Source organism: Allosphingosinicella deserti (assembly GCF_003012735.1).
Lineage (GTDB): Bacteria > Pseudomonadota > Alphaproteobacteria > Sphingomonadales > Sphingomonadaceae > Allosphingosinicella > Allosphingosinicella deserti.
Genome location: NZ_PXYI01000009.1, coordinates 182,833 through 207,613 on the forward strand (window position 1 = coordinate 182,833; position 24,781 = coordinate 207,613).

28 protein-coding genes are annotated in these 24,781 nt (G+C 64.5%); 10 read left to right on the forward strand and 18 right to left on the reverse strand.

Annotated elements, in window-relative coordinates; translation table 11 throughout:
* On the reverse strand, positions 1–1,062 hold the full coding sequence (locus C7I55_RS22930; RefSeq protein WP_106515363.1) for an SDR family oxidoreductase: 1,062 nt from the start codon (positions 1,060–1,062) through the stop codon (positions 1–3).
* Between the two features lie 104 nt (positions 1,063–1,166).
* On the opposite strand from C7I55_RS22930, the gene C7I55_RS22935 reads away from it, so the two are divergent.
* Positions 1,167–1,547: a winged helix-turn-helix transcriptional regulator gene (locus C7I55_RS22935; RefSeq protein ID WP_106515364.1), complete on the forward strand. Its 381-nt coding sequence runs from the start codon at positions 1,167–1,169 to the stop codon at positions 1,545–1,547.
* An 11-nt stretch (positions 1,548–1,558) separates the two neighbouring features.
* Here C7I55_RS22935 and C7I55_RS22940 read toward each other — a convergent pair whose 3' ends face one another.
* A complete protein-coding gene (locus C7I55_RS22940; RefSeq protein ID WP_106515365.1) occupies positions 1,559–2,941 on the reverse strand; it encodes an RNB domain-containing ribonuclease in 1,383 nt (460 codons plus the stop codon).
* A 63-nt stretch (positions 2,942–3,004) separates the two neighbouring features.
* A complete protein-coding gene (locus C7I55_RS22945; protein WP_106515366.1) occupies positions 3,005–4,258 on the reverse strand; it encodes a glycoside hydrolase family 1 protein in 1,254 nt (417 codons plus the stop codon).
* Between the two features lie 225 nt (positions 4,259–4,483).
* Between C7I55_RS22945 and C7I55_RS22950 the strand changes: the two genes are divergently transcribed.
* Positions 4,484–5,575 carry a D-alanine--D-alanine ligase family protein gene (locus C7I55_RS22950; RefSeq protein WP_233222364.1) on the forward strand — a complete coding sequence of 364 codons (1,092 nt, stop codon included), beginning with the start codon at positions 4,484–4,486 and terminating at the stop codon, positions 5,573–5,575.
* A gap of 10 nt (positions 5,576–5,585) precedes the next feature.
* Here the strand turns inward: C7I55_RS22950 and C7I55_RS22955 are convergent, their stop codons facing one another.
* A complete protein-coding gene (locus C7I55_RS22955; protein WP_106515367.1) occupies positions 5,586–5,942 on the reverse strand; it encodes a GFA family protein in 357 nt (118 codons plus the stop codon).
* Positions 5,943–6,082: 140 nt separating this feature from the next.
* Between C7I55_RS22955 and C7I55_RS22960 the strand changes: the two genes are divergently transcribed.
* Together C7I55_RS22960 and C7I55_RS22965 are read left to right on the forward strand one after the other, a co-directional pair.
* On the forward strand, positions 6,083–7,360 hold the full coding sequence (locus C7I55_RS22960; RefSeq protein WP_106515368.1) for a multidrug effflux MFS transporter: 1,278 nt from the start codon (positions 6,083–6,085) through the stop codon (positions 7,358–7,360).
* Positions 7,361–7,525: 165 nt separating this feature from the next.
* Entirely contained in the window at positions 7,526–9,823 is a 2,298-nt protein-coding gene (locus tag C7I55_RS22965) for a TonB-dependent receptor (RefSeq protein WP_106515430.1), read from the forward strand.
* Between the two features lie 50 nt (positions 9,824–9,873).
* Here the strand turns inward: C7I55_RS22965 and C7I55_RS27860 are convergent, their stop codons facing one another.
* Positions 9,874–11,250 carry a vWA domain-containing protein gene (locus tag C7I55_RS27860; protein WP_158266549.1) on the reverse strand — a complete coding sequence of 459 codons (1,377 nt, stop codon included), beginning with the start codon at positions 11,248–11,250 and terminating at the stop codon, positions 9,874–9,876.
* Positions 11,251–11,698: 448 nt separating this feature from the next.
* On the opposite strand from C7I55_RS27860, the gene C7I55_RS22975 reads away from it, so the two are divergent.
* Positions 11,699–13,012 carry a methyl-accepting chemotaxis protein gene (locus tag C7I55_RS22975; protein ID WP_158266550.1) on the forward strand — a complete coding sequence of 438 codons (1,314 nt, stop codon included), beginning with the start codon at positions 11,699–11,701 and terminating at the stop codon, positions 13,010–13,012.
* 61 nt (positions 13,013–13,073) lie between these two features.
* Here the strand turns inward: C7I55_RS22975 and C7I55_RS22980 are convergent, their stop codons facing one another.
* On the reverse strand, positions 13,074–13,562 hold the full coding sequence (locus C7I55_RS22980) for a hemerythrin domain-containing protein (protein ID WP_106515370.1): 489 nt from the start codon (positions 13,560–13,562) through the stop codon (positions 13,074–13,076).
* A 117-nt stretch (positions 13,563–13,679) separates the two neighbouring features.
* Between C7I55_RS22980 and C7I55_RS22985 the strand changes: the two genes are divergently transcribed.
* The gene (locus tag C7I55_RS22985; RefSeq protein WP_106515371.1) at positions 13,680–13,922 is read left to right on the forward strand and encodes a hypothetical protein; all 243 of its coding nucleotides are present in this window, start codon (positions 13,680–13,682) and stop codon (positions 13,920–13,922) included.
* A 134-nt stretch (positions 13,923–14,056) separates the two neighbouring features.
* The gene (locus C7I55_RS22990; RefSeq protein ID WP_106515372.1) at positions 14,057–14,203 is read left to right on the forward strand and encodes a lmo0937 family membrane protein; all 147 of its coding nucleotides are present in this window, start codon (positions 14,057–14,059) and stop codon (positions 14,201–14,203) included.
* A 64-nt stretch (positions 14,204–14,267) separates the two neighbouring features.
* Here the strand turns inward: C7I55_RS22990 and C7I55_RS22995 are convergent, their stop codons facing one another.
* Positions 14,268–14,477 carry a hypothetical protein gene (locus C7I55_RS22995; RefSeq protein ID WP_106515373.1) on the reverse strand — a complete coding sequence of 70 codons (210 nt, stop codon included), beginning with the start codon at positions 14,475–14,477 and terminating at the stop codon, positions 14,268–14,270.
* Positions 14,478–14,721: 244 nt separating this feature from the next.
* On the opposite strand from C7I55_RS22995, the gene C7I55_RS23000 reads away from it, so the two are divergent.
* Together C7I55_RS23000 and C7I55_RS23005 are read left to right on the forward strand one after the other, a co-directional pair.
* The gene (locus tag C7I55_RS23000; RefSeq protein WP_106515374.1) at positions 14,722–15,660 is read left to right on the forward strand and encodes a carbon-nitrogen hydrolase family protein; all 939 of its coding nucleotides are present in this window, start codon (positions 14,722–14,724) and stop codon (positions 15,658–15,660) included.
* On the forward strand, positions 15,653–16,078 hold the full coding sequence (locus tag C7I55_RS23005; RefSeq protein ID WP_106515375.1) for an NUDIX hydrolase: 426 nt from the start codon (positions 15,653–15,655) through the stop codon (positions 16,076–16,078). The genes C7I55_RS23000 and C7I55_RS23005 overlap by 8 nt, the downstream gene beginning before the upstream one ends.
* On the opposite strand, the gene C7I55_RS23010 is transcribed toward C7I55_RS23005, so the two are convergent.
* From C7I55_RS23010 to C7I55_RS23035, 6 genes are all read right to left on the reverse strand, one after another.
* Positions 16,075–16,779, reverse strand: coding sequence for a DUF899 family protein (locus C7I55_RS23010; RefSeq protein WP_106515376.1), 705 nt, complete (start codon positions 16,777–16,779; stop codon positions 16,075–16,077). The genes C7I55_RS23005 and C7I55_RS23010 overlap by 4 nt on opposite strands.
* A gap of 147 nt (positions 16,780–16,926) precedes the next feature.
* Positions 16,927–17,421 carry an SRPBCC domain-containing protein gene (locus C7I55_RS23015; RefSeq protein WP_106515377.1) on the reverse strand — a complete coding sequence of 165 codons (495 nt, stop codon included), beginning with the start codon at positions 17,419–17,421 and terminating at the stop codon, positions 16,927–16,929.
* Entirely contained in the window at positions 17,421–17,903 is a 483-nt protein-coding gene (locus C7I55_RS23020; RefSeq protein WP_233222365.1) for an ArsR/SmtB family transcription factor, read from the reverse strand. The genes C7I55_RS23015 and C7I55_RS23020 overlap by 1 nt, the downstream gene beginning before the upstream one ends.
* A complete protein-coding gene (locus C7I55_RS23025; protein WP_106515379.1) occupies positions 17,869–18,057 on the reverse strand; it encodes a hypothetical protein in 189 nt (62 codons plus the stop codon). The genes C7I55_RS23020 and C7I55_RS23025 overlap by 35 nt, the downstream gene beginning before the upstream one ends.
* 52 nt (positions 18,058–18,109) lie before the next feature.
* Positions 18,110–18,319, reverse strand: coding sequence for a hypothetical protein (locus C7I55_RS23030; protein WP_106515380.1), 210 nt, complete (start codon positions 18,317–18,319; stop codon positions 18,110–18,112).
* Between the two features lie 285 nt (positions 18,320–18,604).
* Positions 18,605–18,811 (reverse strand): cold-shock protein, encoded by a 207-nt coding sequence (locus C7I55_RS23035; protein ID WP_106515381.1) that lies wholly within the window; start codon positions 18,809–18,811, stop codon positions 18,605–18,607.
* Positions 18,812–19,053: 242 nt separating this feature from the next.
* Between C7I55_RS23035 and C7I55_RS23040 the strand changes: the two genes are divergently transcribed.
* Positions 19,054–19,530 carry a nuclear transport factor 2 family protein gene (locus C7I55_RS23040; RefSeq protein WP_106515382.1) on the forward strand — a complete coding sequence of 159 codons (477 nt, stop codon included), beginning with the start codon at positions 19,054–19,056 and terminating at the stop codon, positions 19,528–19,530.
* A gap of 45 nt (positions 19,531–19,575) precedes the next feature.
* On the opposite strand, the gene C7I55_RS23045 is transcribed toward C7I55_RS23040, so the two are convergent.
* From C7I55_RS23045 to C7I55_RS23065, 5 genes are all read right to left on the reverse strand, one after another.
* A complete protein-coding gene (locus tag C7I55_RS23045; protein WP_158266551.1) occupies positions 19,576–20,328 on the reverse strand; it encodes a hypothetical protein in 753 nt (250 codons plus the stop codon).
* 159 nt (positions 20,329–20,487) lie between these two features.
* Positions 20,488–21,411 (reverse strand): DUF808 domain-containing protein, encoded by a 924-nt coding sequence (locus tag C7I55_RS23050; protein WP_106515384.1) that lies wholly within the window; start codon positions 21,409–21,411, stop codon positions 20,488–20,490.
* 987 nt (positions 21,412–22,398) lie between these two features.
* The gene (gene recA / locus C7I55_RS23055; protein WP_106515385.1) at positions 22,399–23,463 is read right to left on the reverse strand and encodes a recombinase RecA; all 1,065 of its coding nucleotides are present in this window, start codon (positions 23,461–23,463) and stop codon (positions 22,399–22,401) included.
* Between the two features lie 91 nt (positions 23,464–23,554).
* On the reverse strand, positions 23,555–24,361 hold the full coding sequence (locus C7I55_RS23060; protein WP_233222367.1) for an alpha/beta hydrolase: 807 nt from the start codon (positions 24,359–24,361) through the stop codon (positions 23,555–23,557).
* 53 nt (positions 24,362–24,414) lie between these two features.
* On the reverse strand, positions 24,415–24,771 hold the full coding sequence (locus C7I55_RS23065) for a response regulator (protein WP_106515387.1): 357 nt from the start codon (positions 24,769–24,771) through the stop codon (positions 24,415–24,417).
* Between the last annotated feature and the right edge of the window lie 10 nt (positions 24,772–24,781).

Genomic DNA, 24,781 nt, shown 5'->3' on the forward strand with positions numbered 1-24,781 from the left:
TCAGGGGATCAGGCGATCGGCTCTAAGCCGCGCGAAGAGATCGTAGAAGGCATCATCCGTCGCCCGGTATCCGGTGAAGCCAAGCCGGCGGCTCTTCGACATATCGGTCACCACCTCGATCGGGCGGCCGAGATCCGCATCGGTGTGCCACGCCGAGACAAGGCGACCAAGATCCGGCTCTACCAGGCCCTCCCGCTCGGCGATGCGCCGCCAGATCGGCGCGTCGTCGGCCATCTGCTGCTCGAGCGGAACGACGGTCCCGTCGAACGAAGCGGGTTCGACACCGAACCAGTCCGCGATGCGGCTCCACATCCAGCTCCACCGGAAGACGTCACCGTTGACGACATTGAACGCCTCGTTGCGCGCGGCCGGCGTCGTTGCCGCCCAGAGCAGATGCTCTGCGAGCTGCCCCGCGTCGGTCATGTCGGTCAGGCCCTCCCATTGCGCCTGGGAGCCCGGGAAGCGGAACGGACGCCCGGCTTCGCGGCAGATCGTGGCGTAGACGGCCACGGTGGTGCCCATATTCATCGCGTTGCCGACCGCCTTTCCGATCACGGTATGCGGGCGGTGGACGCTCCACGAAAAACCATCGCGCTCGGCGGCGGCGAAGACCTCGTCTTCCTGGGCGTAATAGAAATTCTCGATCTCGAGCCGCCCCTGCTCTTCCCGGAAAGGCGTCTGCGGGAGCGCGCCTTTGCCATAGGCTTCGAACGGCCCGAGATAATGTTTGAGCCCGGTCACCAGAGCGACGTGCCTCGTGCCGCCGCCCGGGCGCAGCCCGTCCAGCAGATTGCGGACCATGGCCGAATTGACCCGGATATTTTCCGCCTCGCTGTCCTGGCGCAGCCAGGTGGTGATGAACACCGCCTCCGGCGTGATACCGCGGAGGGCCGCCTCGGTAGCGGCGGCGTCCTGCAGATCGGCGGCGACCGGACGCACGCCCGGCTGGGCGACGGCGCGGCGCGCAAGGCCATGGACGGTCCAGCCCTCCTTCACCAGAAGCTCCGCCGTCGCGCTGCCGACGATCCCGCTCGCGCCCACCACCAATGCCGTTCCAGCCATGATCGAAATCCTTTGTTTTCGGTGTCACGCACCAGCTAGGCAGCCGGTGCACGGTCTTCTAGACGGCACCCTTTGGAGACATAGGCACCAAGGGGTAACCAGTCTTGCAGGCCGGCAGCGACGACGAATGGCGGGAAGATTGCGCACCACGACGCGTGCTCGATCTGTTCGCGACCAAATGGACGAGCATGGTCCTCCACACCCTCCATGCGCGTCACGATGGCATCGCCCGCACCGGCGTGCTTCAACGCAGCCTGCCGGGCATTTCCAAGAAGATGCTGACCCAGACCTTGCGTGTGATGGAAGGAAGCGGGCTGCTCACCCGGCACGTCCAGGGAAGCGTCCCGCCTGCGGTCGAGTATAGGCTGACGCCGCTCGGCCGACGATTCGTCGAGCCGGTCGAACTGCTTTATGCGTGGGGCCGCGACAACGAGGATGCCCTGGATGCGCTGGGCGCCCGACCGACCTCGCGTCGGCGCCCCTGATCCTCTGCGTGTCAGCCGTTGCGATCGAAGCGGATCGTGCGACGTTCAGGATCCGCCTCCGTCAAGGTGACGTCGAGCGTGTCTCCGGGCGCCAAGTCGTCGCCGGCGATCCGCGCGACCACCGGAAAGTCGCACAGCTGGATCCGCGCGCCGCGTTCGTCGGCATCCGTGACGACGGCTGAAAAACTCCGGCCCGCCTTGCCGTCCAGCATCACCGCTTCGGCAAGGTCGATCACTGCGCGGTCGATCTGTGCCGCGAGCGCATCCGCGCGCGCCATGACCGGCGGCAGGGTCTCGAACGCAGCGGTGTCGGCGTCGGCCACTGGCCGGCCGTTGGCGACGGCAAGGGTGGCGCGGACCACATAGCGGTCGGCAAGCCGTCGCAGCGGCGCGGTTGCATGGGCGTACCGGGCCGCCATGGCCGAATGCCATGGGACAATCCCCGGCGTCAACGGAGCATAAGCGGCGCCGCCGCCGGCGCGGCGGATCGCCAGCATCAGTGCGGCGTGTTTCGGATCGGCGGAATTGAGCCCCTGCTCGAAGATGTCGAGCGGCATGGTCTCCGGCCAGACCACCGCGAAGGCCCTCGCGGTGAAGCGCAGTCGCCGGACGGCCCGCTCGTCGGGTTCCGGCATGACCCGATAAAGCCCGGTCTGGTGAGCGAACAGGGTATCGGCGACGGCGAGGTTCGCGGCCAGCGACAAAGCGGCGTTGCGGATCTCCGAGTCGAGCCGCGGCCTGAAAACGAGAGCGAAACCGTCACCGCGGCGGGCGACTTCCTGTTCCGGCGGATCGATGCGGGAGGCACCACGCTTCTGCTCGGCGATCGCGATCCGTGCCGCGAGCTCGACGAAGCCGTGCGGCAGGTCCTCGTTTCTGACATTGTCGTAAGCGAGCTTGGCGCGGCTGCGGATGATCGCCCGTTCCGCGCCGTCAAGTCGCACATCTCCGTCAGGATCGACCCGCACGGTGAAAATGACGGCGGGGCGCGGTCCGGCGGGGAGCAGGCTGGCGACATTCTCGCTCAGAATCGGCGGGTATAGTCCCGCCTTTCCGTCGGGCAGATACAAAGTTTCGCCCCGCCGCCAGGCTTCGGCGTCGATCGGTCCGCCATCGTCGACGAACCAGGCGACATCGGCGATTGCGTAGTGAAGCAGGAGGTCGGCACCGCTGCGATCGATGGCGAAGGCCTGATCGAGATCGGTGGAGGAGGCCGGATCGAGCGTCACGAACGGCCGATCCGTACGATCGACATGTTCGGTAAGCGGTTTCGTGGCCGCACGCTCGGCCGCGTTAAGAACCTCCGGCGGAAAGCTGGCGGGAACCTGGAATTCGCGCCGGATCGCCGCAAGGCCGTTCGCCAAGGCACGTGCGGGATCGGAAAGCGACTTCATCTTCTCTCCCGAAAAACGATGTCGGACCGCTTGCCGACCTTCGAAACCATTAAGCCCCGCATGCTAATGCCAGTCGGCGTCCGGACTCGGATTCATCTCGTCGGCGGCGCGGCGGATGTCGGCGAGATCGACGGCAGCATCGAACGGATCGTTGTCCAGGCTCGTCACACGGTTGAGCTTGCGCTGCCAGCGGTGCAGGCATTCGACATAAGGAAGGTAGGGCACGCGCATCAACGTTCCGTCAGGCAAGGGCCGGACATCGGCAATGCCGTTGTTGAGCCACTGGCCATTATGCCAGTCCGGCATGTCGATCGCCGGGAACAGGCAAAGTCCATGGAGATCGACACCGCGGCGAATGGCTGCCAGACCTTCGACGACGATATCGTTCAGCCAGTCGGGCCGGCCGCCTTTGAGGCCGGAGGTCTCGGCAACGATGCAGGGCCGCCGATATTTGCGCCACGCCTCCTCAATCAAATCGCACAGGGGACGGATGCGGTCGTCGCCGGGCTCGAGCGCCGCATGCGGCCCCTGCTCACGATATTCCATTTGGCCGAAGCTGTAATTATTAAGCCCGATGATATCGAGGATCTCGGGCGATCCGCCGAGTTCAGGACATCTGAGGCCGGAGATCACATCCCAGGCGAGATAGGCATCGTCATAGCTTTCCCGGTGCGCCGCCTCGGCGAGGTCGGGGCGATTGCGCGGCGGCACCACCCAGATCAGCGGATCGATATGGACCATGCGGGCGTCCGGAAAGTCGGCGCGGATCGTCTTCACCGCAGCAATGTCGGCCCGCGCCAGCGCCGTGGTGAACCGACGGCGATAGTCGGCGCTGGTGCCGAACGGCGCCGACCAAGCCCACTCCCCGCCCATATAGCCCCAGAAGGTCGGCTCGTTCATCGGCGTGAAAAATAACGGGCCGTGATGCGCCCGCTCGGCAACATAGCGTGCTGCAGCCCTTGCGAAGGCGGCGAACCGCTCGACGAAGGCATCGCTCAGGGGGTCGAGCCCGGCCGGATAGCCGTAATGGCACAAATCCCAGATCGGCAGGATCGCATGTCGCCGCTGCGCCGCCAGAAAGGTGTCGATGCACGAGAAATCATAGTCGCCGCCGCCGCGATCGATCAGGGGCCACGGAATGCCTTCCCGCGCCACGGCAATACCGAGCGACCTGAGGAACGCGTAGTCCTCGTCGGCGTGACCATTATGCTGGATCTCGGCGGTGAGATCACGGCGCCCGACATCCTTCCAGTCGAACGTGGAGCATTCGAAGCCCGAGAGGAAGAAGGTCGGGAAGAGGCCATCCGTTGTCGGCATGGAACGACTACGCGTGAGCGGCCGCGGAGTTCAAGCGCGTCAACACTTCCCAGCGCCATGCCTTTAGGACGGACGAACTGGGCACGTCATGGGAATGACCGCATATCGACACACGCATGTCACCCCGATCGGCGAAAAGGCGACCTGCCTGAAGGAGGGCAGCATGAACCTTCGCCAATTGCCGTTGCGCCACCCGATCACGAGCCGCTGCCATGGGTATGAGGCATGACGCGCCTCCCGCTGCTTCGCATCGCCGACGAGGACAAGATCAGGCTCCGCATCCTGTTCCTTGCCAAGCACGCACTGTCCGGCGGTCGCGCCGATACCCAGGACGGCACGCATGCGCTCTATCATCACGAGATGCTGGAAACCTTGCGGGCGATCGGGCTCGACGTCGTCCCGGCGACGTGCTTCGAAGCGCTGCACGAGCGGCCAAACCAAGATTTCGCCATCCCGCTGCTCAACCGCGGCGGCTTTCAAAACAGCGAGATGCTCGCACCTTTGCTGCTCACCCGGCACGATGTTCCGTTTCTCGGGGCTGCGCCGATCCTGCGCGGCTTGTCTGACGACAAGCATTTGATGAAGGTCGTTGCGAGCCGGCTCGGCGTTCCCGTCACACCCTGGCAGACGGTGCGCGGGCGCCGTCCGCACGTCTCCGAACCCGATTTCGCCTGGGACAGGCTGGTGGTCAAGCCCAATGCGAGTTCCGCATCGTGGGGCGTCGGCATCTTCGACCAGTGGGCCGATGCGAAATCGCACGCCGAAGCGCTCGTCGCGCAGGGTCATGACGTCATTTTCGAGCCTTATGCACCGCTGATCGACATTGCCGTCCCCGTCGTCGGCGGTTCGGAGCCCTGGCTGCTTCCTGCCACCGGTTATTTCCCGAACGATCCGGCAAAGCTTCGCTCCTACGAGGAGAAACGCGGCCTTGTGGCTGCCGAGGACGAGGATCCGCTCGAACAGATTGGCGACCGGCGGCTCGTCGAACAGCTGGAACGTCACAGCATCGCGTTGATGAGCGAGCTCTGGCCGTTCGACTATGGCCGGTTCGAGTATCGCTACGATCCCGCGACCGGCGCAATCCGCTTCATGGAGGTCAATCTTTCCTGCAACCTCTGGTCCCGCAAGACGATCTCCCGCGCTGCCCGCGCGCTCGGGGTCTCGCACCGCGAGCTCGTCGAAACCATCGTCGCCCATTCCATGCTGCGGCAGGGCGTCATTTCCCGCGCAGTCAATGCCCAGGGCAACGACGTTCGCGACGTCGCCGGCTTGGAATGTCTCGTCTCGGAGCAGCCGCCGCGGATGCGCGTCGCCTGATCGGGCAGGCTCAGGCCATGCCCTTGCCGATCGTGGCGCGCACCGGGATACCGGCGGGATCGAAGCCTTCGAGGCAGAAGACGTTCACGCCGACGAAATCGGGAGTCACCCGCTTGCGGTGAAAGGGATAGATGCCGCACGTCTTGCAGAAGAAGTGCCGCGCGGTCATCGTGTGGAAGCGATATTCGGTGAGGCTCTCTTCGCCCGCGAGCAGGCGAAACTGGTCCTCGTGAACTTTCACCATCAAGGCGTTCTTGCGCAGGCAGATCGAGCAATCGCAGGTGGTGAGCTCGGGAAAGTCCGTCTCGATCTCGAACCGTACTGCCCCGCAATGGCAAGCACCCTGATAGACACCGACCTCTCGCATGTTCCCGCGTCTCCCTTTGCCCGCGGGCACGGATAGCGTTCCGCATCGCATTTTTCCATCCGGGCATTCCGTCTCGCACGGAACTTGCCTCCGCGGCCCGCGTCCCGCAGGGGCCGCCCGAAGGGAGAAGTGTTTTCGTGATGAGTCCGTCGACGCCGCAGAGCGCCAGCGACGCTGGCAGCGGACCTGGCATGCGCGAGTTCATCGCGCTGATGGCCGCGCTGATGGCGTCGAATGCGCTCGCCATCGACGCGATGCTGCCCGCCTTGCCGGCGATCGGGGACACGCTGAACGTCGCCGAGCCCAACCAGCGCCAGCTGGTCATCACGGCCTTCATCCTCGGTTTCGGAGTCGCCCAGCTCTTCTGGGGGCCGCTTGCCGATCGCTATGGCCGCAAGCACTTGCTCGTCGGCGGGCTCATTCTCTACTGCCTGCTTGGCTTCGTCGCGGGCGTCGCCTCGAGTTTTCCCCTGCTGCTCGCCGCGCGCGTGCTCCAGGGGATGGCCGCCGCCGCGAGCCGGGTTCTGGTGGTCGCAATCGTGCGCGACCGCTATCACGGCCCGGCGATGGCCCGGGTGATGTCGCTGTCGATGATCGTGTTCATGATCGTCCCGGTGCTGGCGCCGACCTTCGGCCAGACCGTGCTGGCCTTTGGCACCTGGCGCCACATCTTCATCGGCCTCGGCGTCTATGGCGCGATCCTCGCCGTGTGGAGCGCCATTCGGCTTCCCGAGACTTTGACCGCCGATCAGCGCCGCCCGCTTTCCTGGGCGCTTATCGGCCAGGCGACCTGGACGGTGCTGCGCAACCGCCAGTCGATCGGCAACACGATCGCGCAAACGCTTGTGCTCGGCGCACTGTTCTCGTTCATCAACTCGGTCCAGCAGATCGTCTTCGACGTGTTCGGGGCCGGCGACATCATGGCGCTGGTATTCGCGATCATCGCGGGGCCGATGGCGATCAGCGCCTACGCCAATTCGCGGCTGGTGATGCGGCTCGGATCGCGACTGATCCTGCTCATTGCGCTGACCTTCTTCACCGGCGTCGCCGCGGCCCACCTCGGCATCGTCGCCCTGTTCGGCGAAAGCCTGTGGCTGTTCGTTGCGCTTCAGGCCGGAACCATGATCTTTTTCGGTCTGATCGGCGCCAATGCCGGAGCGCTGGCGATGGAGCCGCTCGGCCACATCGCCGGCACCGCCTCGTCGGTGCAGGGGGTAATCACCACCGTCGGCGGCGCGCTGATCGGCTTCTTTATCGGCCAGCATTTCGACGGCACCACCCTGCCCTTCCTGATCGGCTTCACCGGCTGCGGCTTCGCCTCCCTCCTGGTCGCACTCTGGGCCAATCACCCGCCGTCGGGCGACACGCAGGACGAGGCAGAGATCGACATCCAGGAAGTCGAAAACCGGCCGGCCTGACCGCGCGCGCGCGCCGTCACAATCCTGCAACGGTGTGTGGCTAGCCGGTCGCAAGGGCAACAGCGGGCGCTCCTCCAGCGTAGGCATAGATGTTCGGCTCCGCTTTGCGGACCGGCGTTTCCGGCGCGCGCCTGCAGGATAATCAGGGAGTCTCGTGTGTCGCAGATGAACTTCGTGCCGGTGCTTTCGCTGGCGGGTGCCGGGCTGCTGGCGATCACCGGATCTCCCGCTCTCGCCCAGAACATCGCCGCCGCCGAGGCAATGTCCGCCGAAGAGGGCATCGGCGAGATCGTCGTCACCGCACAGCGCCGCACGGAAAATGTGCAGGAGGTTCCGATCTCCGTCTCCGTTCTGCAGGGCGACGCGCTGCGCGGCTTCCAGAGCGGCGGGGACGACATTCTTGCGCTCTCCGGACGCGTCCCGGGCCTCTATGCCGAGACGACCACCGGCCGCATTTTCCCGCGCTTCTACATTCGCGGGCTCGGCAACATCGATTTCTATCTCGGCGCGTCCCAGCCCGTCTCGATCATCCAGGACGACGTCGTGATGGAGCACGTCGTCCTTAAATCGAACCCGGCGTTCGATGTCGCCCAGGTGGAAGTGCTGCGTGGTCCGCAGGGATCGCTGTTCGGCCGCAACACCACGGCGGGCATCATCAAGTTCGACACGGTGAAGCCCGGCCGGGAATGGGAGGGCCGCTTCTCGGCAAGCTACGGCAGCTACAATACGATCACCTATGATGGCGGCGCAGGCGGCCCGCTCATCGGCGACAAGCTCGCGGTGCGCATCTCCGGCCTCTACCAGCACCGCGACGACTGGGTCGACAACAGTTATTCCGGCCCGAGCGCGGACGGCACCGTCAGCCCGCGCAAGAATGCGATGGGCGGGTTCGACGAGCGCGACGCACGTCTGCAATTGCTGTTCACGCCCACCGAACGGCTGAGCCTCCTCGCCTCTGGCCACGTCCGTGCCTATCATGGCACCTCGACCCTCTTCCGGCGTGGCGCTCTGGTGAAGGGCTCGAACGAGATCATCCCCAGTGCGAAGCGCGACGAGGTCGCCTTCGACGAGGCGGACAACAACCCGCAGGCTTACGACACCTGGGGCGCCTCGCTGAGGGCCAACTATGATTTCGGCGGCGACATAAGCCTCACCTCGATCACGGCGTTCGAGAATGCGTCCGGCTACAGCCGAGGCGACACGGACGGCGGCGCCGCGACCGATTTTCGTTTCAACGGCGCGCCCAACGGCTTTGGCCAGAGCCAGGGCAATTTGCGCGACCTCGACCAATGGTCGCAGGAAGTGCGGCTCGCCAAGGACAGCGGTGCATTCAAGTGGCAGGTCGGCGGCATCTATTTCGACAGCCGCGATCTCACCGAATTCTACCAGCGCGGTGTCTTCACCGGCACCAATCCCAACAATTTCGTCCGGCTTCGCAACGTGAACACCTCCTGGGGCGCTTTCGGCCAGGTGAGTTACGACATCACGCCTGCCCTTACGCTAACCGCCGGCGGTCGTCTGAGCGGCGACACCAAGAAGACCAGCCTGCTCAGGGCATCACTGACGGCAAGCGGCGCCGACACCTATGCCGGCCGGCGCTTCGTCCGGTTGACGGACACCGAACCGAGCTTCGACGTGAGCGCGCTTTACCGGGTGACCGACGATCTCAATCTCTACGCCCGTGTCGCGCGCGGTTTCCGCGGGCCCACCATCCAGGGCCGATCGGCGGTGTTCAACGCGGATTTCACGACAGCCTCATCCGAGACCAATCTGTCGTGGGAGGCCGGCTTCAAATCAGCACTGTTCGACAACAAGCTGCGGCTGAACGGATCGGCTTTCTATTACACCGTCAAGGACATCCAGCTGAACGGCAACGATTCGAACGGCAATGGCGTGCTGTTCAACGCCGACAAGGCGATTGGATACGGCGCCGAGTTCGACGCGGACTGGCGGCCGGTCCCAAATTTCCGCGTCACCGCCGGGCTTTCGCTGCTGCACACCGAGATCAAGGACGAGCGGGTGTTTGCTCAGACCTGCGGGCTGAACGGCGTTCAGGTCTGCACGATCCTCGATCCCTTCTTCACCCGTGGCAGCGGCACCGGCGCCACCTATTTCGCCCAGATCGACGGCAATCCGTTACCACAAGCGCCCAAATACAATCTGGATTTCACCGCACGCTACGATCTGCCCGTCTCCGGCGGCAAAGCCTATGTCGCCACCGACTGGAACGTTCAGGGTTACACCAACATGGTGCTGTATCGAACGAAGGAATTCACTTCGAAGGGCAATTTCGAAGGGGGGCTGCGGATCGGCTACGAAAGCGACCGCGGCTACGACGTCGCGCTGTTTGCCCGCAACATCACCAACGAGCGCAACCTTAAGGGCGTGATCGAGAATTACATGGCAGCCGTCTTCAACGAGCCGCGGGTGATCGGCCTCTCGCTCGGCGCACGCTTCCGCTGACCGGAGCATCCGGCGCGTCTCGAAAGGCCGCGTCGGATGCTGCGCCAGCGTCAACTCTGCCGAGCTGTCACACCCGCGCCCTGGCACCGCCCACGGTCGTAAGTGCCGACCGTGCGGATGATCTCTTCGCGGCCGGGCTCGATCCGGCGTCCCTCGACGATGCCGGCGAGCACGCGGGCGATGACCTGATCGAGCCGCGACACGACGTAGCAGGCGAGATCCGGCTCGGCATGAGAGTCGCCGAGGCCGCTGTCGTCGGTGAGGAAGATGTATCGCCCCTGCGTGAGCGCAGCCATCGTCCGCATCATATATTGGGCGCTGTCTTCGACTCCACTGGCGGCGACCGGGACAATCTGGACGCCGCGGCTTCGCAGGCCCTGCGTTGCCGCGAGGGTTTGCGCCAGGGCTTCCTCATGCGGAGGTGCATCGGCCACCAGAAGCATGGCCTTGGCGGCATCAGGGCGCCATTGGAAGCGTGCCGCAGCGGCGATGGCACGATCCACGGCTTCCGGCGTATCGCCGCCGCCGCCGACTTCCTGCTGAGCAAGATTTGCCCGGACCGCCTTTATATCGTCGGTGAGCGGGGCAGAGCGGACGACATAGTCATCGCCCTCGTCCCGGTACACGATCAGTCCGATGCGCAGATCGAGATTGCCCGCCTCACGCTTCAGACGCGCCACGATGGTATCGAGTTCGGCCTGCAGATAGGCCATTTCGTCGCCCATGCTCCCCGTGGTGTCGACGACGAGGGCGAGATCCATTGCAGTGACAGCACCCGTGGTGCCGGGCAGATCGATGGCGATGCGCCGGAATCCTCGACCGCCGAGATCGACGGCCCGGCTGGCCACGCCCGCTTTCGAACTCACCGCGACCACGGTCTTCGACGGCACCCGATCAAAGCGCGGATAGAAGGACGCAACCCCGTCGGCGCTCGCAACCAAGCGCAGCGGCGCGCCGCTGCGCTTCACCTCCACCCGGGCAAAGGGGACTGCGCGGCCGTCGGCACCGACGACCTTGATGGCCACACGCGTACGCGTATCGACGAACGGCAGGTCGCGGCCGGATCTCTGGAGAAAACGGCCGGCATACTCGGCGTAGAGCTCGGGGTTGAGAAGATCGTCATGATCGCCGGCCGTGAGCAGACCCGCCTGGGCAGCTGGCTGCCGCTTGGGCGGAGGCGGCGCGTCAGGCTCGACGGTCGATGTCTCGGTCTTGCCGCGAACGATCCCGCCGACGCTCCATTCACTTTTTCGATGCACCGTTCGACCCTCGTCGGCGAGGTCAAGCTCCGCACTAGCCGAGGCCGCCTCCTCGGCCATGGCATCCTCCGAGAGCCCGGTCTCACTGGAGCCACAGGCAACGAGCAACAACGGAAGAGCGATGAGCGGGACCAGCCTGAGGCGACGGACGGCTTGGGCGTTCGGCATTACGGCATCCTTCAAGTGGAGTGCCATTCATTGTCTACTCTGCTGGTTGAGATGCCAAATGGAGTTTCCATGCAGAAGGTGTGCATGCGCACCCCACCAGCCCTCATGGACCGCCCATAGCCCCACGCATTGCAATAGGGTCGGACCACGATATTGCAGTGACCAACAGAAAATGCATGTGAATGAAGAGACAATCGCATCAACTGCAAATCCGTAGACCAAACGCGCAATCGCACCGAGTAGTATAGACCTTCCTGCAACCTGGTCTTTGTACCTAGATGCGAGGCGAATTATGGAAAGGAGGCGCTTAAACGATCACACTGATCGGTTTTTTGATGAGCCCCGTGTCCTGGATTTTTGGAATTCGTTTACAAAGGAGTCAGTAAACGCCGGACCCATGACGCGGACACCGATCCGAACGCGGCGAAGATGCACAGGAGATACGCAGATGGAATGGTTTCAGGTAGAGGCTCCGATACGCAAGAAGACGTTGGTCGCCTTCGGGGCGCTGACGGCGATCACCGCGCTGGTCGGCGTCACGGCGGCCTTGGCCGGTCCTCTGATCGGATTAACGGTGACCCTGATCGGCGTGATCGTCGCAGCCGCGTTCGCCGCGCGCTTCCGGTCGGCGATCTGCGATCCCTATGTTGCGACCGTGGTCCGCATGGAGGGCCTCGCTGCCGGCGATCTGACGTCACCGATCGAATTCACCCACTACAAGGATTGCGTCGGCCGAATGACCAAGGCGATGTTCACCTTCCAGGAGACGGCGCTTGCCCAGCAACGCTCCGCGGCCGAGCAGGCGCACCTGGTCGAGACCCTGAGCAACTATCTCAAGACGCTGGCGGAGGGTGATCTCAGCCGCGAGATCACCGAAGAATTCCCGTCGACCTTTGCCGCTCTCAAGGCCAGCTACAATCAGGCAGTGGGCGCGTTGAGCGAACTCGTCGGTGCGGTTCGGGAAAGCGCAGCGACGATCAACGCCGGTTCGGATGAAATCGCCAACGCATCCGAGGATCTGTCGCGCCGGACCGAGCAGCAGGCCGCGTCGCTCGAGGAGACCGCGGCTGCAATGACTGAGATTACCGCCACGGTGCACAACAGCACCGCTGGCGCCAAGGAAGCCGACAAGCTCGTCCGCGCGACCCAGGCCGACGCACAGGAGAGCAGCAAGGTCGTCGCCGATGCCGTTGCCGCGATGGCGGAGATCGAGAAGAGCTCGCAGGAGATCACCAAGATCATCGCGGTGATCGACAAGATCGCCTTCCAGACCAACCTGCTCGCGCTCAATGCTAGCGTCGAGGCGGCGCATGCCGGGGAAGCCGGACGCGCCTTCGCGGTGGTCGCCAACGAAGTCCGGGCACTCGCCCAGCGCTCCGCCGACGCCGCGCAGGAGATCGGCACCTTGATCTCCAACAGCTCACGCCAGGTCGAAGGCGGTGTCACCCTGGTGGGCGAGGCCGGCAAGGCCCTCGCGCGGATCATCGGTTCAGTGGACGAAGTCTCCGGCCTTGTCGGCCAGATCGCGATGGCGGCCGACCAGCAGAGCTCAGCCTTGGGGCAGGTCAACACGGCGATCACGGAGATGGATCGCGTGACGCAGCAGAACGCGGCCATGGTCGAGGAGACATCGGCGGCGGCGCGCAACCTTGCCGGTGAAGTTTCCGCTTTGTCGTCCCGGACGGCGCAATTCAACGTCGGAGCGGGTGCCGCGGATCACAAGCGTGCGGCTGAAGCGCCCCAATGGCGCCGCGCCGCCTGATTGATCAGCCTGCATGTGCGGGAGCGTGGGCGCAAATCCATGCTCCCGTTCACTCGCGTACCTAGCGTCGGCCGATCCGCTCCTTTATCGCGAACGCCTCGCGAGCCCAGTTGCGGCTCGGAACACCGCTCTGCCTTGTGTCGATGCCGTTCTGCTGCACCAGCGGATACAGCTCCTTCTCCTCCCGTGCCATGCGGAGGCGCATCGTCTCGATGAGCGTTCGCGTCTGCTCCCGATAGATGTCCCAGCTCTCCGCCACCCGCTCCGGGGTCCACTGCTTCGCATGGTCCGCATAGGGGCCGAAGCTGGAGGCGAGCTGGTCGTGGAATTCCGCCGCGACCACGCGGACATGGCCACGCGGGTCCTCACGCAGAACAGCGTAGAGATGGCGTTCCTCGAAAGCGAGGTGTTGCATCATCGTGCTGCCAAGCGTCCAGCGCGCATCCGCGAGAGCGTCGGGATCCGGCATGGTCCCCGACGCAAGCAAAGCTTCGAGCCGGTCCGCGCACGTACGCAGCTTGGCGTGGTCCGCCATCATCCTCTCGATCATGTACAGGCCCTCTCCAAAGCCCTTTGTTTCGGTCAGTATAAGAGAAGGAGATTAACGAAATCCGGGCTCTGGAACTGCGGCGCTGGGCTGCTGTTCAGACTGTCGAAGGAGAATGACATGGCCAATCTACTGGGCGCCTTGATCGGCGCCGCGATCGACCGCCAGGACGGCGATAGCGGTATCAAGGGCGCCATCGTCGGGACCGTCGCCGAGAGCGCCATTCGCATTCTGGTACCGGTCGCCGCAACCTATGCTCTGGGTTGGGCGGTGCAATATGGCGCGCGCAAAGCTTGGCAAGCGGTGAACGGCGCGGATCCAGTGAGTTCGCGCTCAAGCCGCCTGCGTGCCGACGAGGCGTGACTGGAAGCATGAGTCCGGTCAGCCGGAACGGGCGGCTGATAACAGGTTCGTTGATCCGCCGGAACGAAAGGCTTCTCTTTCGGTTCTCTGAGCATCCAAGCCGAACGGCTTAGACCCCCACGAAAGGCGCTGACATGATCTGGACTGTGATCGGCATTTTGTTCCTGCTGTGGATCCTCGGCTTCGCTCTCCAGATCGGCGGTAGCCTGATCCACGCGTTGCTGGTGATCGCGGTCATTGTGTTCATCATCAACCTGATTTCCGGTCGTAGAAAGCTCTGACGCTATCGTCGCGATGATCCCTGGCGGGGTGGAAGCGCCAGCGGCACTTCCGCCCCGTTTCCGTTCAGGCGTTCGGCGTGGGCGGCTTCTTGACTACGCCACCGGCCCATTCGATCTCGGCGCCGTCAGGCGCGGGTTCATCAGGCACGCTTCCAACCCGTGCGGACTGCGCCGGCTGCGCCCCCTGCTCCTCCGTCTCGTCGGTCCCCTGAACCCCGCCGATCTCGTCGGTGACCTTGTCTTCAATCTCGGCTGAACTGCGTTCGTCGGTCATTCTCATCTCCTGGTTGCCCACCGACAACGCACGAGCACCGCTAGTTGTTGTGATAGCCCAGCGCTTCAAACGATGTCGTCAGCCACGAGACGGAGATCGCGCAGCAGTTCGCCACGGCTGCCATCAGCCTGAGCATGCGGGAGCCAGCCGTCGGCGCTGAAGCGCTGCAATCCTGTTCGCTGCTCGAACCCCTGATCCTGGTACCGGCGTTGCGGCCTCGCCGAAACTCGGGCAGCTCTCGATCATGACGCCAATTTCCGCCCTTCAGATCGGCTCCGACCCTTCCGGAAAAGTCGCGACGCTCGCCAACGTGCTCGGCTTCGAATCCGAGATCCGGAACTCCGGTGCGTCGCTCGTGGTGATGCCGGAGGCGCTGCTCGGCGGCTATCCCAAAGGCGAGATCTTCGGAACGAGGCTCGGCTATCGGTTGCCCGAGGGTCGCGAGGCGTACGCGCGCTACCACGCCAATGCGATCGATCTCGACGGGCCGGAGGTGACCGCGCTGGCAGCGCTGAGCGCCAGGACGGCAGCCTCGATCGTCGTCGGCGTGATCGAACGCGCCGGCGCGTCGCTGTTCTGCACCGCTTTGTTCATCGATCCCGAAGGCGGGCTCGTCGCTAAGCACCGCAAGTTGATGCCGACGGGCACCGAGCGACTGATCTGGTCGCAAGGCGACGGATCCACCATGCCGGTGGTCGCAAGCTCTGCCGGAAGGCTGGGTGCGGCAATCTGCTGGGAAAACCACATGCCGCTGTTTCGCACCGCAATGTATGCGAAAGGCGTCGACATCTGGTGCGCTCCGACAGTCGACGAGCGCGATGTCTGGCGGGCGACGATGCGCCACATCGCCCATGAGGGTCGCTGCTTCGTCGTCAGCGCCTGCCAGTTGCAGCCATCGCCCCGCGCGCTGGGCCGCGAAATCCCGGGTTGGGATCCGGACCGGCCGCTCATTGCCGGCGGCAGCATGATCGTCGGCCCGCTCGGCGACGTCCTCGCCGGCCCGGCGGAGGGCGGCCCTGTCCTCATCACCGCCGAGATTGACCCCAGCGACATCGTCAAGGCGCGCTACGACCTGGACGTAGTCGGACATTATTCCCGGCCGGACATCTTCCACCTCACCGTCAACGAGACTGCACGCGAGGGCGTGAGGCGCGTCGTCGATACGGCGCCCGAAGATGCGTGAACCCGCTGCGACGATCCGGATCGCCGCGGCACTGATCGACGATCACCGCGGACGGCTGCTTCTGGTCAGAAAGACGGGAACGGCAAGCTTCATGCAGCCAGGCGGCAAGATCGAGCCCGGCGAGAAGCCTCTGCGGGCCCTTGCCCGAGAGCTGCGCGAGGAGATCGGGCTGACGCTCGGCACTGGGCAAGCACGGCATCTCGGCTGTTTTTCGGCGCCCGCCGCCAACGAACCAGGATGGACCGTGACGGCGGAGCTCTTCCACATCCGGACATCCGGGATCCCAGCCGCAGGCGGCGAAATTGCCGAAGCCGGCTGGTTCGATCTGAACACGGCAGCAAGACTTGTGCTCGCGCCCTTAACCCGTGACCAGGTGCTTCCGCTCGCAGCCGCCTTGTCGGCGCTTGCGCGGCCTTAATAACGCAGCTTCGGATACCAGTCGCCGCCGCGGCCCTCCGGAGTCAAATCGAGCACCGACCACAGGGAGGCGACGTCGGGCGCGTCGCGCGGGTCCTGGCCGGGATCGGCCATGTCGCCGGTCATTCCGCTAGACCAGAACAGGCGGACCTCCGAGCCCGCGCGCTGGAACACGACCAGTGCAGGGTTCTCGCTTCCGTCGGGGTTGAGCAGACCAAGATCCCGGGCGTACTCGTCGCCGACCGTCTGGATGAAGTCGAGGTCGCGCCAGCCACGCTCCTGCGCGAACAGGAACTGCCGCTCGACTGGACTTCGGCCGAGGATCTTGAGGGCCACACGCTGCTTGATGTCGGCGGCGTTGCCGTTCACCGCACCCAGCCAGTTGGTGCACATGGGGCATGGCCGCGCCCGCTCCGGCCCGAACATCCAGAAATAGGTGACGAGCGTATCCTTGCTGCCGAACAAGTCCGAGAGACCGACTTCGAAGCCATTCTCGTCCTTGAACCGGTAGCTCTTCGCGATCATTGGCCCCGGCGGAAGCGCCCGCCTCTGGTCGGTGAGCCGGGTCAGGCTTCTGCGGAATTCGATCTCCGCCTCGAGCAAGGCCTGCCGCGCATCTCGATAGGCCTCGCTCTCCCCTGGAAATGGCGGGCGACGCTGCGCTGCGAGTTCAGCTGCAGGGACGAGAGGGTCGTCGGCCATGGTGATGCTCCTTCGGCAAACGGCGGAGGTGCCTTACCTGCAGCGTGGTTTGCCACGTCATACAAGCACCGCTCGCCAGGCCACAGGCGTCGAAGATAGCAGGCAAAGGCGGACGACGCACGCCGGGCTTGGCCGCCGCCGCGATCCTCAAATGCCCTCGGGTTCGGTTGCCGCCCTTGCGATATGACTTTCCAGCCTGGCGTAGCTCGCTTCCATGCCGTCTGCCATGCCGGTCCCAAGCATCGCCGCGCGGACCTCTGCGTCCGGTAAGGTCATCCGCACGACCATCAGCGTTCCCGATCCGTCCGGCGTGAAGGTCGTCTCGACATGGTTGTCGGGCGTGGGGTCCGGGAGATGCATGCGCTCGATATGGACGATGCGGTGAAACGGCTGGAGCTCGACATATTCGCCGGTGAGAAAAAAGCCGGCGCCTTCGTCATTGACCCACTCGTAGCGGATCGCCCCGCCAGCGACGGGATCGCTGAGACAGCTAGCCATCGTCCAACCATCTGGGCCGGTCATCCACCTTGCTACCAGATCGGGTTCGACATGGGCGCGGTAGACGCGCTCGGGAGGAGCGGCAAACCGCCGGGTCACGATCACCGTGCGGTCACCTTCGGTCTTGAGTTCGAGCCTGTGCATCACCTCGTTCCTTCCTCGGTTGCATCCATCGCGGAGAGAAGCGCATCGAGCCGCTCGTAATTGGCCTCAAGGCCCTTACGCAGCATCGCAAGCCACTGGTCTGCGGCGCCCAACCCTTCGCTTGAAAGACGGCACGGCCGACGCACGCCGTCGACCCGCTGGCGCACCATGCCGGCCCCGACGAGCAATTTGATGTGCTGGGAAACAGCAGGCTGCGACACCCGCAGCGGCTTGGCCAGTTCCGTGATCGTGGCCTCTCCGCGCGCGAGGCGAGCCAGGATTGCGCGTCGCGTCGGATCGGCGAGCGCCGCAAATACGGAGTCGAGCTTGTCGGGAGCGAAGAGCAAAGACATTAGCTTACGCTTATATAAGCGTGTGCTTATGCCAAGGCAGACGAGCCGCAGGCCTCGAAAGTCTCGGCGGCAACGTGAACGACGGTACGAATGCTCAGCGCGAAACCACGAAGCGGCGATGACGATCATCCTGGGCGCCTAGGAGCGTGGTGAGCACGCCATCAGCAAGAGCTCGCTGGAAATTCGTAAGCGGGGAGCGGCGGTCGGCTGCTCGGACGAGGCCATCCTGCCTGCAGGCGAGCACCAAGGCATCGTCCTTGATATACAGGCTGAAGACCATCATCGATGGTCTCGCCAGAGAATGGCGGCGCCCCTCCTGGAAGGCCGCCCCCCGTTCAGCTGGTCGCGAACTGCCCCGGTTCTGCGCCGAAATGAGCCTTTGCATGGGCACGCGCTGCGGCAGCGCTCTTGAAGCGCTCGTCCTGAAGCGTCGCGGTGACGAGCGGATAATTCTGCGAATTGTAACGTGTCTCGCGCACCGTCAGGCGGTAGTCGCCGCTCTCGTCTTTGGCGATGCAGAAGGGGCGGAGTGGCGTTCTCGACATGGTGGCTCCTTATTGAAAAGGGCGGCCCGCAAAGGCCGCCCTCGTGATTAACCGATGGTCTCGGAGATGATCCGGCGCAGTTCGTCGCTCGACAGAACAGGCGAACGCCGTTCCGTGGTACGTGCTGCCGCTCCGCCGAATAGCAGGCCGAGCTTTGGCCGTTCCGGCCGATTGGAGAGATTAGTCATAAAGTCCTTGGGCGATCCGATCGCCCGTTTCAGGGTTCAGGATTTGCCAACGTCGATCACCATCACGATCGCATGGCGGTGGTCATCCACCGCGGGATCAGACGTGCTGGAGGCCGGTCGCGATCGTTCGACCGCGCGCATCGGCGTCCAGAGCGTAACTGATTCGCTGACTCTTGTTCAGGCCGGGCAGCCCTGCGGCTTCCACGGCTTTGACGTGAACGAATGCATCGGGTCCGCCGGCATCATTGGAAATGAAGCCGAAGCCACGATCGTAATTGAAGAATTTGACGGTGCCGATGGCCATATCCGTCCCCTTTTCGCAGAGAATGTCCGCGCGCCATCCGCGCAGCGGAGCCAGAAGCGTGAAAGGAAAGCGGGGCTCCTCACTCGAGCCGACAAATTCCGTCGCAGGCGACGTTAGCACCGCCTATGTAGGCAAACAGCGTTGAAAACGCAATGCTCCTAAGGGGAAGTCCTGTGTCGGGCGGTCGCCAGAACGCTCCTGCTGCGTAAGCTGCATTCTACTTTTGGCGGAAGGAAACGCGGATGAAAGGCCTGGCCGGCATCGCGATCATCGTGGCAATCTGGAGCTCCATTCCGGGTCCTGCCACATCCGCCCCGGCACAAGATGATGCGGCAAAATGGCGCGCCGACCTCGTCGCTTTTGCTGATCGCTTCGACCGCGCACAACTTGCCAAGGACCGCGCCGCCTTGGAAGACATGATCGCCGACGATCTGATCTTCATCGATCGCAGCGGCGCGCGGAGCGGCAAGGAGGCTTTCATTGAGGGCTGGACGCGGCCGCGCGTCCATTATGATCCGGTCGTTCTCATCGACAGGATCGTCGTGCCGCTCGGTGCGGATTCGGGGATCGTCACCGCCGAGACCACGCTCGGCGGCATCTCCGACGGAGTCCGCTTCACGAGCCGTTTCCGCTTTGCCGACACGTTCAAGAGGATCAGGGGCCGCTGGCAGGCTGTCCACATCCAGGTGACCGGGCTGCCCGCCCCTCCGGCGCCCTGAGCGCCGCGGCGGCGATCGTCAGGCCCAACGCCGAGCACGTGGCCATCATTCGGGGACGCCTTGCGTGTAATCGATGCGGATTCGAACCCAAGCACCAACCAGCGGTCGGCCGCCGACGCGGGGCGGCATCACGCGAAACTGCCACGCCGCCTGACGGACGGCACCGGCCAGGCCAGATCCGGCGGGCGATTGTTCGAGCTCCTCGCAATCGTCCACACGGTAATTCTCGATCGTGCGGCAAGCGATCATCCCCCAGCCCGTCGCCGCCCGCAGCCCCCTGGGAAGGTAGGCAGAAAGCTCCGCACGGGTGGGCTTCCTCTGCCACTGGGCCGGAAACAGCCGCTCGCGCCCGGGTATCTTGCCGCCTTCCAGCTCGGACGGCGCGCCGCTCGCTCCGGCGGCAAGGTCGGTGCCCGCCGAGGGTGTTCCACGCGGAAGCTGGGAAAGATCGAACTTCTCCATTCCCTCCATCAGCTTGAACGAATAGCCCTTGGGCACCGGCGGCGGGCTGGACGGTGCGGGTGCCGGCGCTCGCGGCGGCACCGGCGCGGGCGGCTGCTGCGCTCCGGCCGCAGGTTCCGGTGTGGGCTTTTCCCGTGGCTGAGGATTGGGGGACGGAGTCGGTTCGTTGGGCAGCAGCCGCACTTCGATCGCGCCGCGCTTTGGGTCCAGGATCCGCATCGGCGACGGCGCCAGCTTCCATAGCAGCAGCAAAAGCAGAACGTGCAGGATGACGACCAGCAGCATGGATGCCGCTCGCCTGCGATGGGCACTGGGATCGAGGGACGCGTAAGGCATTCAGGTCACGCCTATTGCGTCAGCCAGGGATCAGCAATCGGCACCCTTCCCTAGTCCGCGTCGGATGTGCGCGCGCGCCACCGGCGCGATCGGACAAATCTGCCTAGCATGCACTGCACAGAGGATGAACGAGAGCGGTCGCTGCCGCCCGGGTGCCGGTCAATGCCGGATCTTGTGGACGACCCAGGCAATCAGGGCGCCGAGCACCAGGCCGAACAGGCCGGAGGCGGCGGCGGTGACCAGCCACCCTGCAATCGGGCCGAGCCCGCCGGTGGCATGCTGGACCGCTTCGGCGGCATGGTGGACAATCTCGGCCGGCGCATGCAGGCCAAGCACCTCCAGGCCATGGATCAGGATACCGCCGCCGACCCAAATCATCGCTGCGGTGCCGATCACCGAAAGCGCCTGCATCAGCACCGGCATGCCTTTGACAAGCCCGCGGCCGATCGCTCGCACGGACGCCGCGCGACGCTCGGCGAGATGAAGCCCGATATCGTCCATCTTCACGATGAGACCGACGACTCCATAAACGCCGATGGTGATGCCGATTCCGACGACCGCCAGCACGATTGCCTGATTGACGATCGGTGACGCGGAGACGTCGGCCAATGCGATCGCCATGATCTCGGCGGAGAGAATGAGGTCGGTCCGGATCGCGCCGCCGACCTTCTCCTGTTCGAGCGCGGCGGCATCTGTCGGCGCCTCTTTCACCTCGTCATGCGCCGCACCACTGAAAACCTCGATTACCTTCTCCGCACCTTCGAAGCAGAGATAGGCGCCGCCAAGCATCAGCAGCGGCGTGATCGCCCATGGCGCGAAGGCGCTGAGCAGAAGTGCGGCCGGCAGTAGGATCAGCAACTTGTTGCGGAGCGAGCCGAATGCGATCTTCGCGATGATCGGCAGCTCGCGATCGGGCGACAGCCCAACGACGTAGCGCGGCGTTACCGCGGTATCATCGACGACCACGCCGATCGCCTTGCTGCCCGCCTTTCCGGCGGCCGCACCGACATCGTCGAGCGAAGCCGCGGCAAGCTTGGTGATTCCTGCGACGTCGTCAAGCAACGCGACCAGACCGGAGGGCATGAACGAATCATCCTGTGCCGAGCGGCCGGGCTGGCCGATTCGTACCCGGCTAATCCCCGGATGCGGCCGCGACTTCAAGTAGGCGCTGACGGCAACGCACGTGCGGCTCCCCGCCCGAGGATCGCGAGGAACCTATCACCCGCGGGCGGCAGATGTCGGTCGAGGACGCGGGCGCCTTGTTTGCAACGTTGCCGAAGCCGTGCCGCCCAGGGCTTGGATCAGCCACCGAATGCCAGGAAGCTGCCGCTCAACAGGCTGATCGTGCAGCCGAGACCCATGATCGCCACGACGGTCAGGCGAAATCGTCCGGTCGGATCGACGGCCATGTCTTCACTCCGCATCAGCCTCGGCAACGGCGCTCCGGCTCTCGAGAGGCAATAGTGCGCGCAGTTGGTTAACGGGGGATTGCAGACGGCTTCCGTAATAATCATAGCGACGAAGCGGCGCCGAGCTTCCGTCGGAGCTGCCCATTCCACCGCCTCGGTAGCGGCCCGTCGACTCCCGACATTGCTCACGCCATGGGGCTCGCGCCGCGACACCGTTCGAATATGGCACAGCCCGCCCGCGCTCAGGCGACCCGCTTGTGCCAACAACCATTATCGTCTGTAGCCACGACGTTCCCCTCTGCGGCTTAGACGCACCTTGCAGAGTGGAGGGCAATGTGTTGAGGCAGTGTAGTTTTGATTGACTGGACCGACTTTTACTCTCCTGTCGACCATCGCATCGCAAAGGGCGTCGGCGCCGGATGCATGCTCGTTCTGCTTGTGATCACAGGAGCCATTTTCCTGATTGTGATCTGAGACATTTCCGTTTCGAGGAGAGAAGCCGCCGTCCCTCCCCCCTCGATCGCCAGAAGCGCAGACGTGAAGAAGGGCGGCAAGGCATCCGCCCTGCCGCCCTCTTCGTCTCCAGCACGCTAGAGACGCTCCGATAAACGCGTCGACCGAGACAAGGCGTCAGAATGACACTGTCCCAGCAGATCGCGGATCAGACGTCATCCTCTTCGCTTGGTCCCACCATCAGCGCATCGGCGACTTCCTCGGTCTTGCCGCGGATCGCGCGCTCGAGGCGCTCGGCCATCTCCGGATTTTCACGAAGATAATTCTTGGCGTTCTCGCGGCCCTGGCCGATGCGGACCGAGTCGTAGCTGAACCAGGCGCCGGATTTCTCGACGATGCCGGCCTTGACCCCGAGATCGAGAATTTCGCCGATCTTTGAGATGCCCTCGCCGTACATGATGTCGAATTCGACCTGCTTGAACGGCGGCGCGACCTTGTTCTTGACGACCTTCACGCGGGTGGTGTTGCCGACGATGTCGTCGCGATCCTTGATCTGGCCCGTGCGACGGATGTCGAGGCGGACGGACGCATAGAATTTGAGCGCGTTGCCGCCTGTCGTCGTCTCCGGATTGCCGTACATCACGCCGATCTTCATGCGCAGCTGGTTGATGAAGATGACGATGCACTTCGACTTGGAGATCGAGCCGGTGAGCTTGCGGAGCGACTGACTCATCAGACGCGCCTGAAGGCCGACGTGGCTGTCGCCCATCTCGCCTTCAATTTCGGCACGCGGCACCAGAGCGGCGACCGAGTCGACCACCAGCACATCGATCGCATTGGAGCGAACCAGAGTGTCGGTGATCTCGAGCGCCTGTTCGCCCGTATCCGGCTGCGAGACGATCAGATTGTCGACGTCCACGCCCAGTTTCTTGGCATAGACGGGATCGAGCGCATGCTCGGCGTCGACGAAGGCGGCGGTGCCGCCGTTGCGCTGCGCCTCGGCGATGACGTGGAGAGCAAGCGTGGTCTTGCCCGAGCTTTCCGGCCCATAAACCTCGATGACGCGGCCGCGCGGCAGACCGCCAATGCCTAACGCAATGTCGAGGCCGAGCGACCCGGTCGAGATCGCCTCGATCGCAATCGCCTCGCGCGAGCCGAGCCGCATCGCGCTGCCCTTGCCGAAGGCGCGGTCGATCTGCGCCAGGGCGGCGTCGAGGGCTTTTTGCTTGTCCATATTGTCAGATGTTCCAACGACCTTGAGAGATGCCACCATGGCCCGACCACTCCTATGCGAGCCGCGCCGCCCATTCAACGCGTGAGTGCTCTGTACCATCGATGTTCCACAGGAACAAGAGGGGAACGCTCTATCCTCTTTCGAGCGCCGTCAGTGCTGCAGCCATCGCAGCCTGGAAGTCGGAGCGGTGATAGATGTCGTTATGTCCCGCCCCGGCGATCGTCCGGTCGAAAACGAGGTTGGGCACCGCCGTGCGCAGAACATCGGTGCGCTCCCGCCGCACGAGCGTGTCGTCCTCGCCGGCAAGGATCGCCACCGGCAAGCCCCGCCCGCGCAGCCATTGGGCCGAGGGCGTCGGATGGCGGAACAGCAGGCGGACAGGGACCCACGGATAGTGACCCGCAGCCACCGCCTCCAGCGAGTCGAACGGTGTCACCAGGATCAGCCCGGCAAGCTCGCGTCGGCTGCCAAGATAGGCCGCGACTCCGGTGCCGATGCTGAAACCGACTGCGACGATCCGGCGGCCCGGGAAACGCCGCGCGACGGAATCATGAACGAGCAACGAATCTTCGGTGAGCGCGGCCGCCCCCGCGCGGCCGGTGCTCGGGGCGTAGCCGCGATAGTGAAAGACGACCACGTGGTGATCCGGGTAAAGATCGTGGAGATACTCCGCCGCCGTTGCGGCGTTCCAGCCATTGCCTCCGAAGCCGATCAGCACCGGCGCGTCCGGCGCGACCGATCCGCCCGTGGGCGGGATATGGTAGCCGTGCAGAGTCTCGCCGCCCGGCGTCTGCAGCGATAGCGCGGCGGCGCCCGTCGGCGCCGTGGCGGCGCCGATCATCTTCGTCGGAAACAGCAGGCGATCCTGAAAGGCAAAAAGAAAAGCGAGGATGATGGCGTATAAGAAGACAGGGATGAGGAGCAGTTTCCACATCAACGCGCGCGTCCCCTGCTCTGAAGATCTCCCCTACACTCGCAGGGAGTGGCGGGTCACCCCGCGAACGCCTCGTCGAGGGCGGGCTCGATCGCGTCGATCGTAAACGGCTTCGACAATACCGGTGCCTGCGCATGGGCAGCCGGGGGCGGCTCGATATGGCCGCCGGTCGCGAGGATGTAGGGAATGCCCATCTCGCGCAGTCGGTCGGCAACCGGCCAGATGCGCTCGCCCTTCAGGTTCACGTCGAGAATGGCGACATCGAAGCCGCCTTCTCCCACGCGGGCCATGGCCTCCGGCACGCTTTCGCAGGTGCCGGCGATCTGGTGGCCCATGGAATCGAGGAAATCCTCGAGCATCATGGCGATAAGCGATTCATCTTCGACGATGAGTACGGAACGGGCGATAGTCACGGAAGCTCGC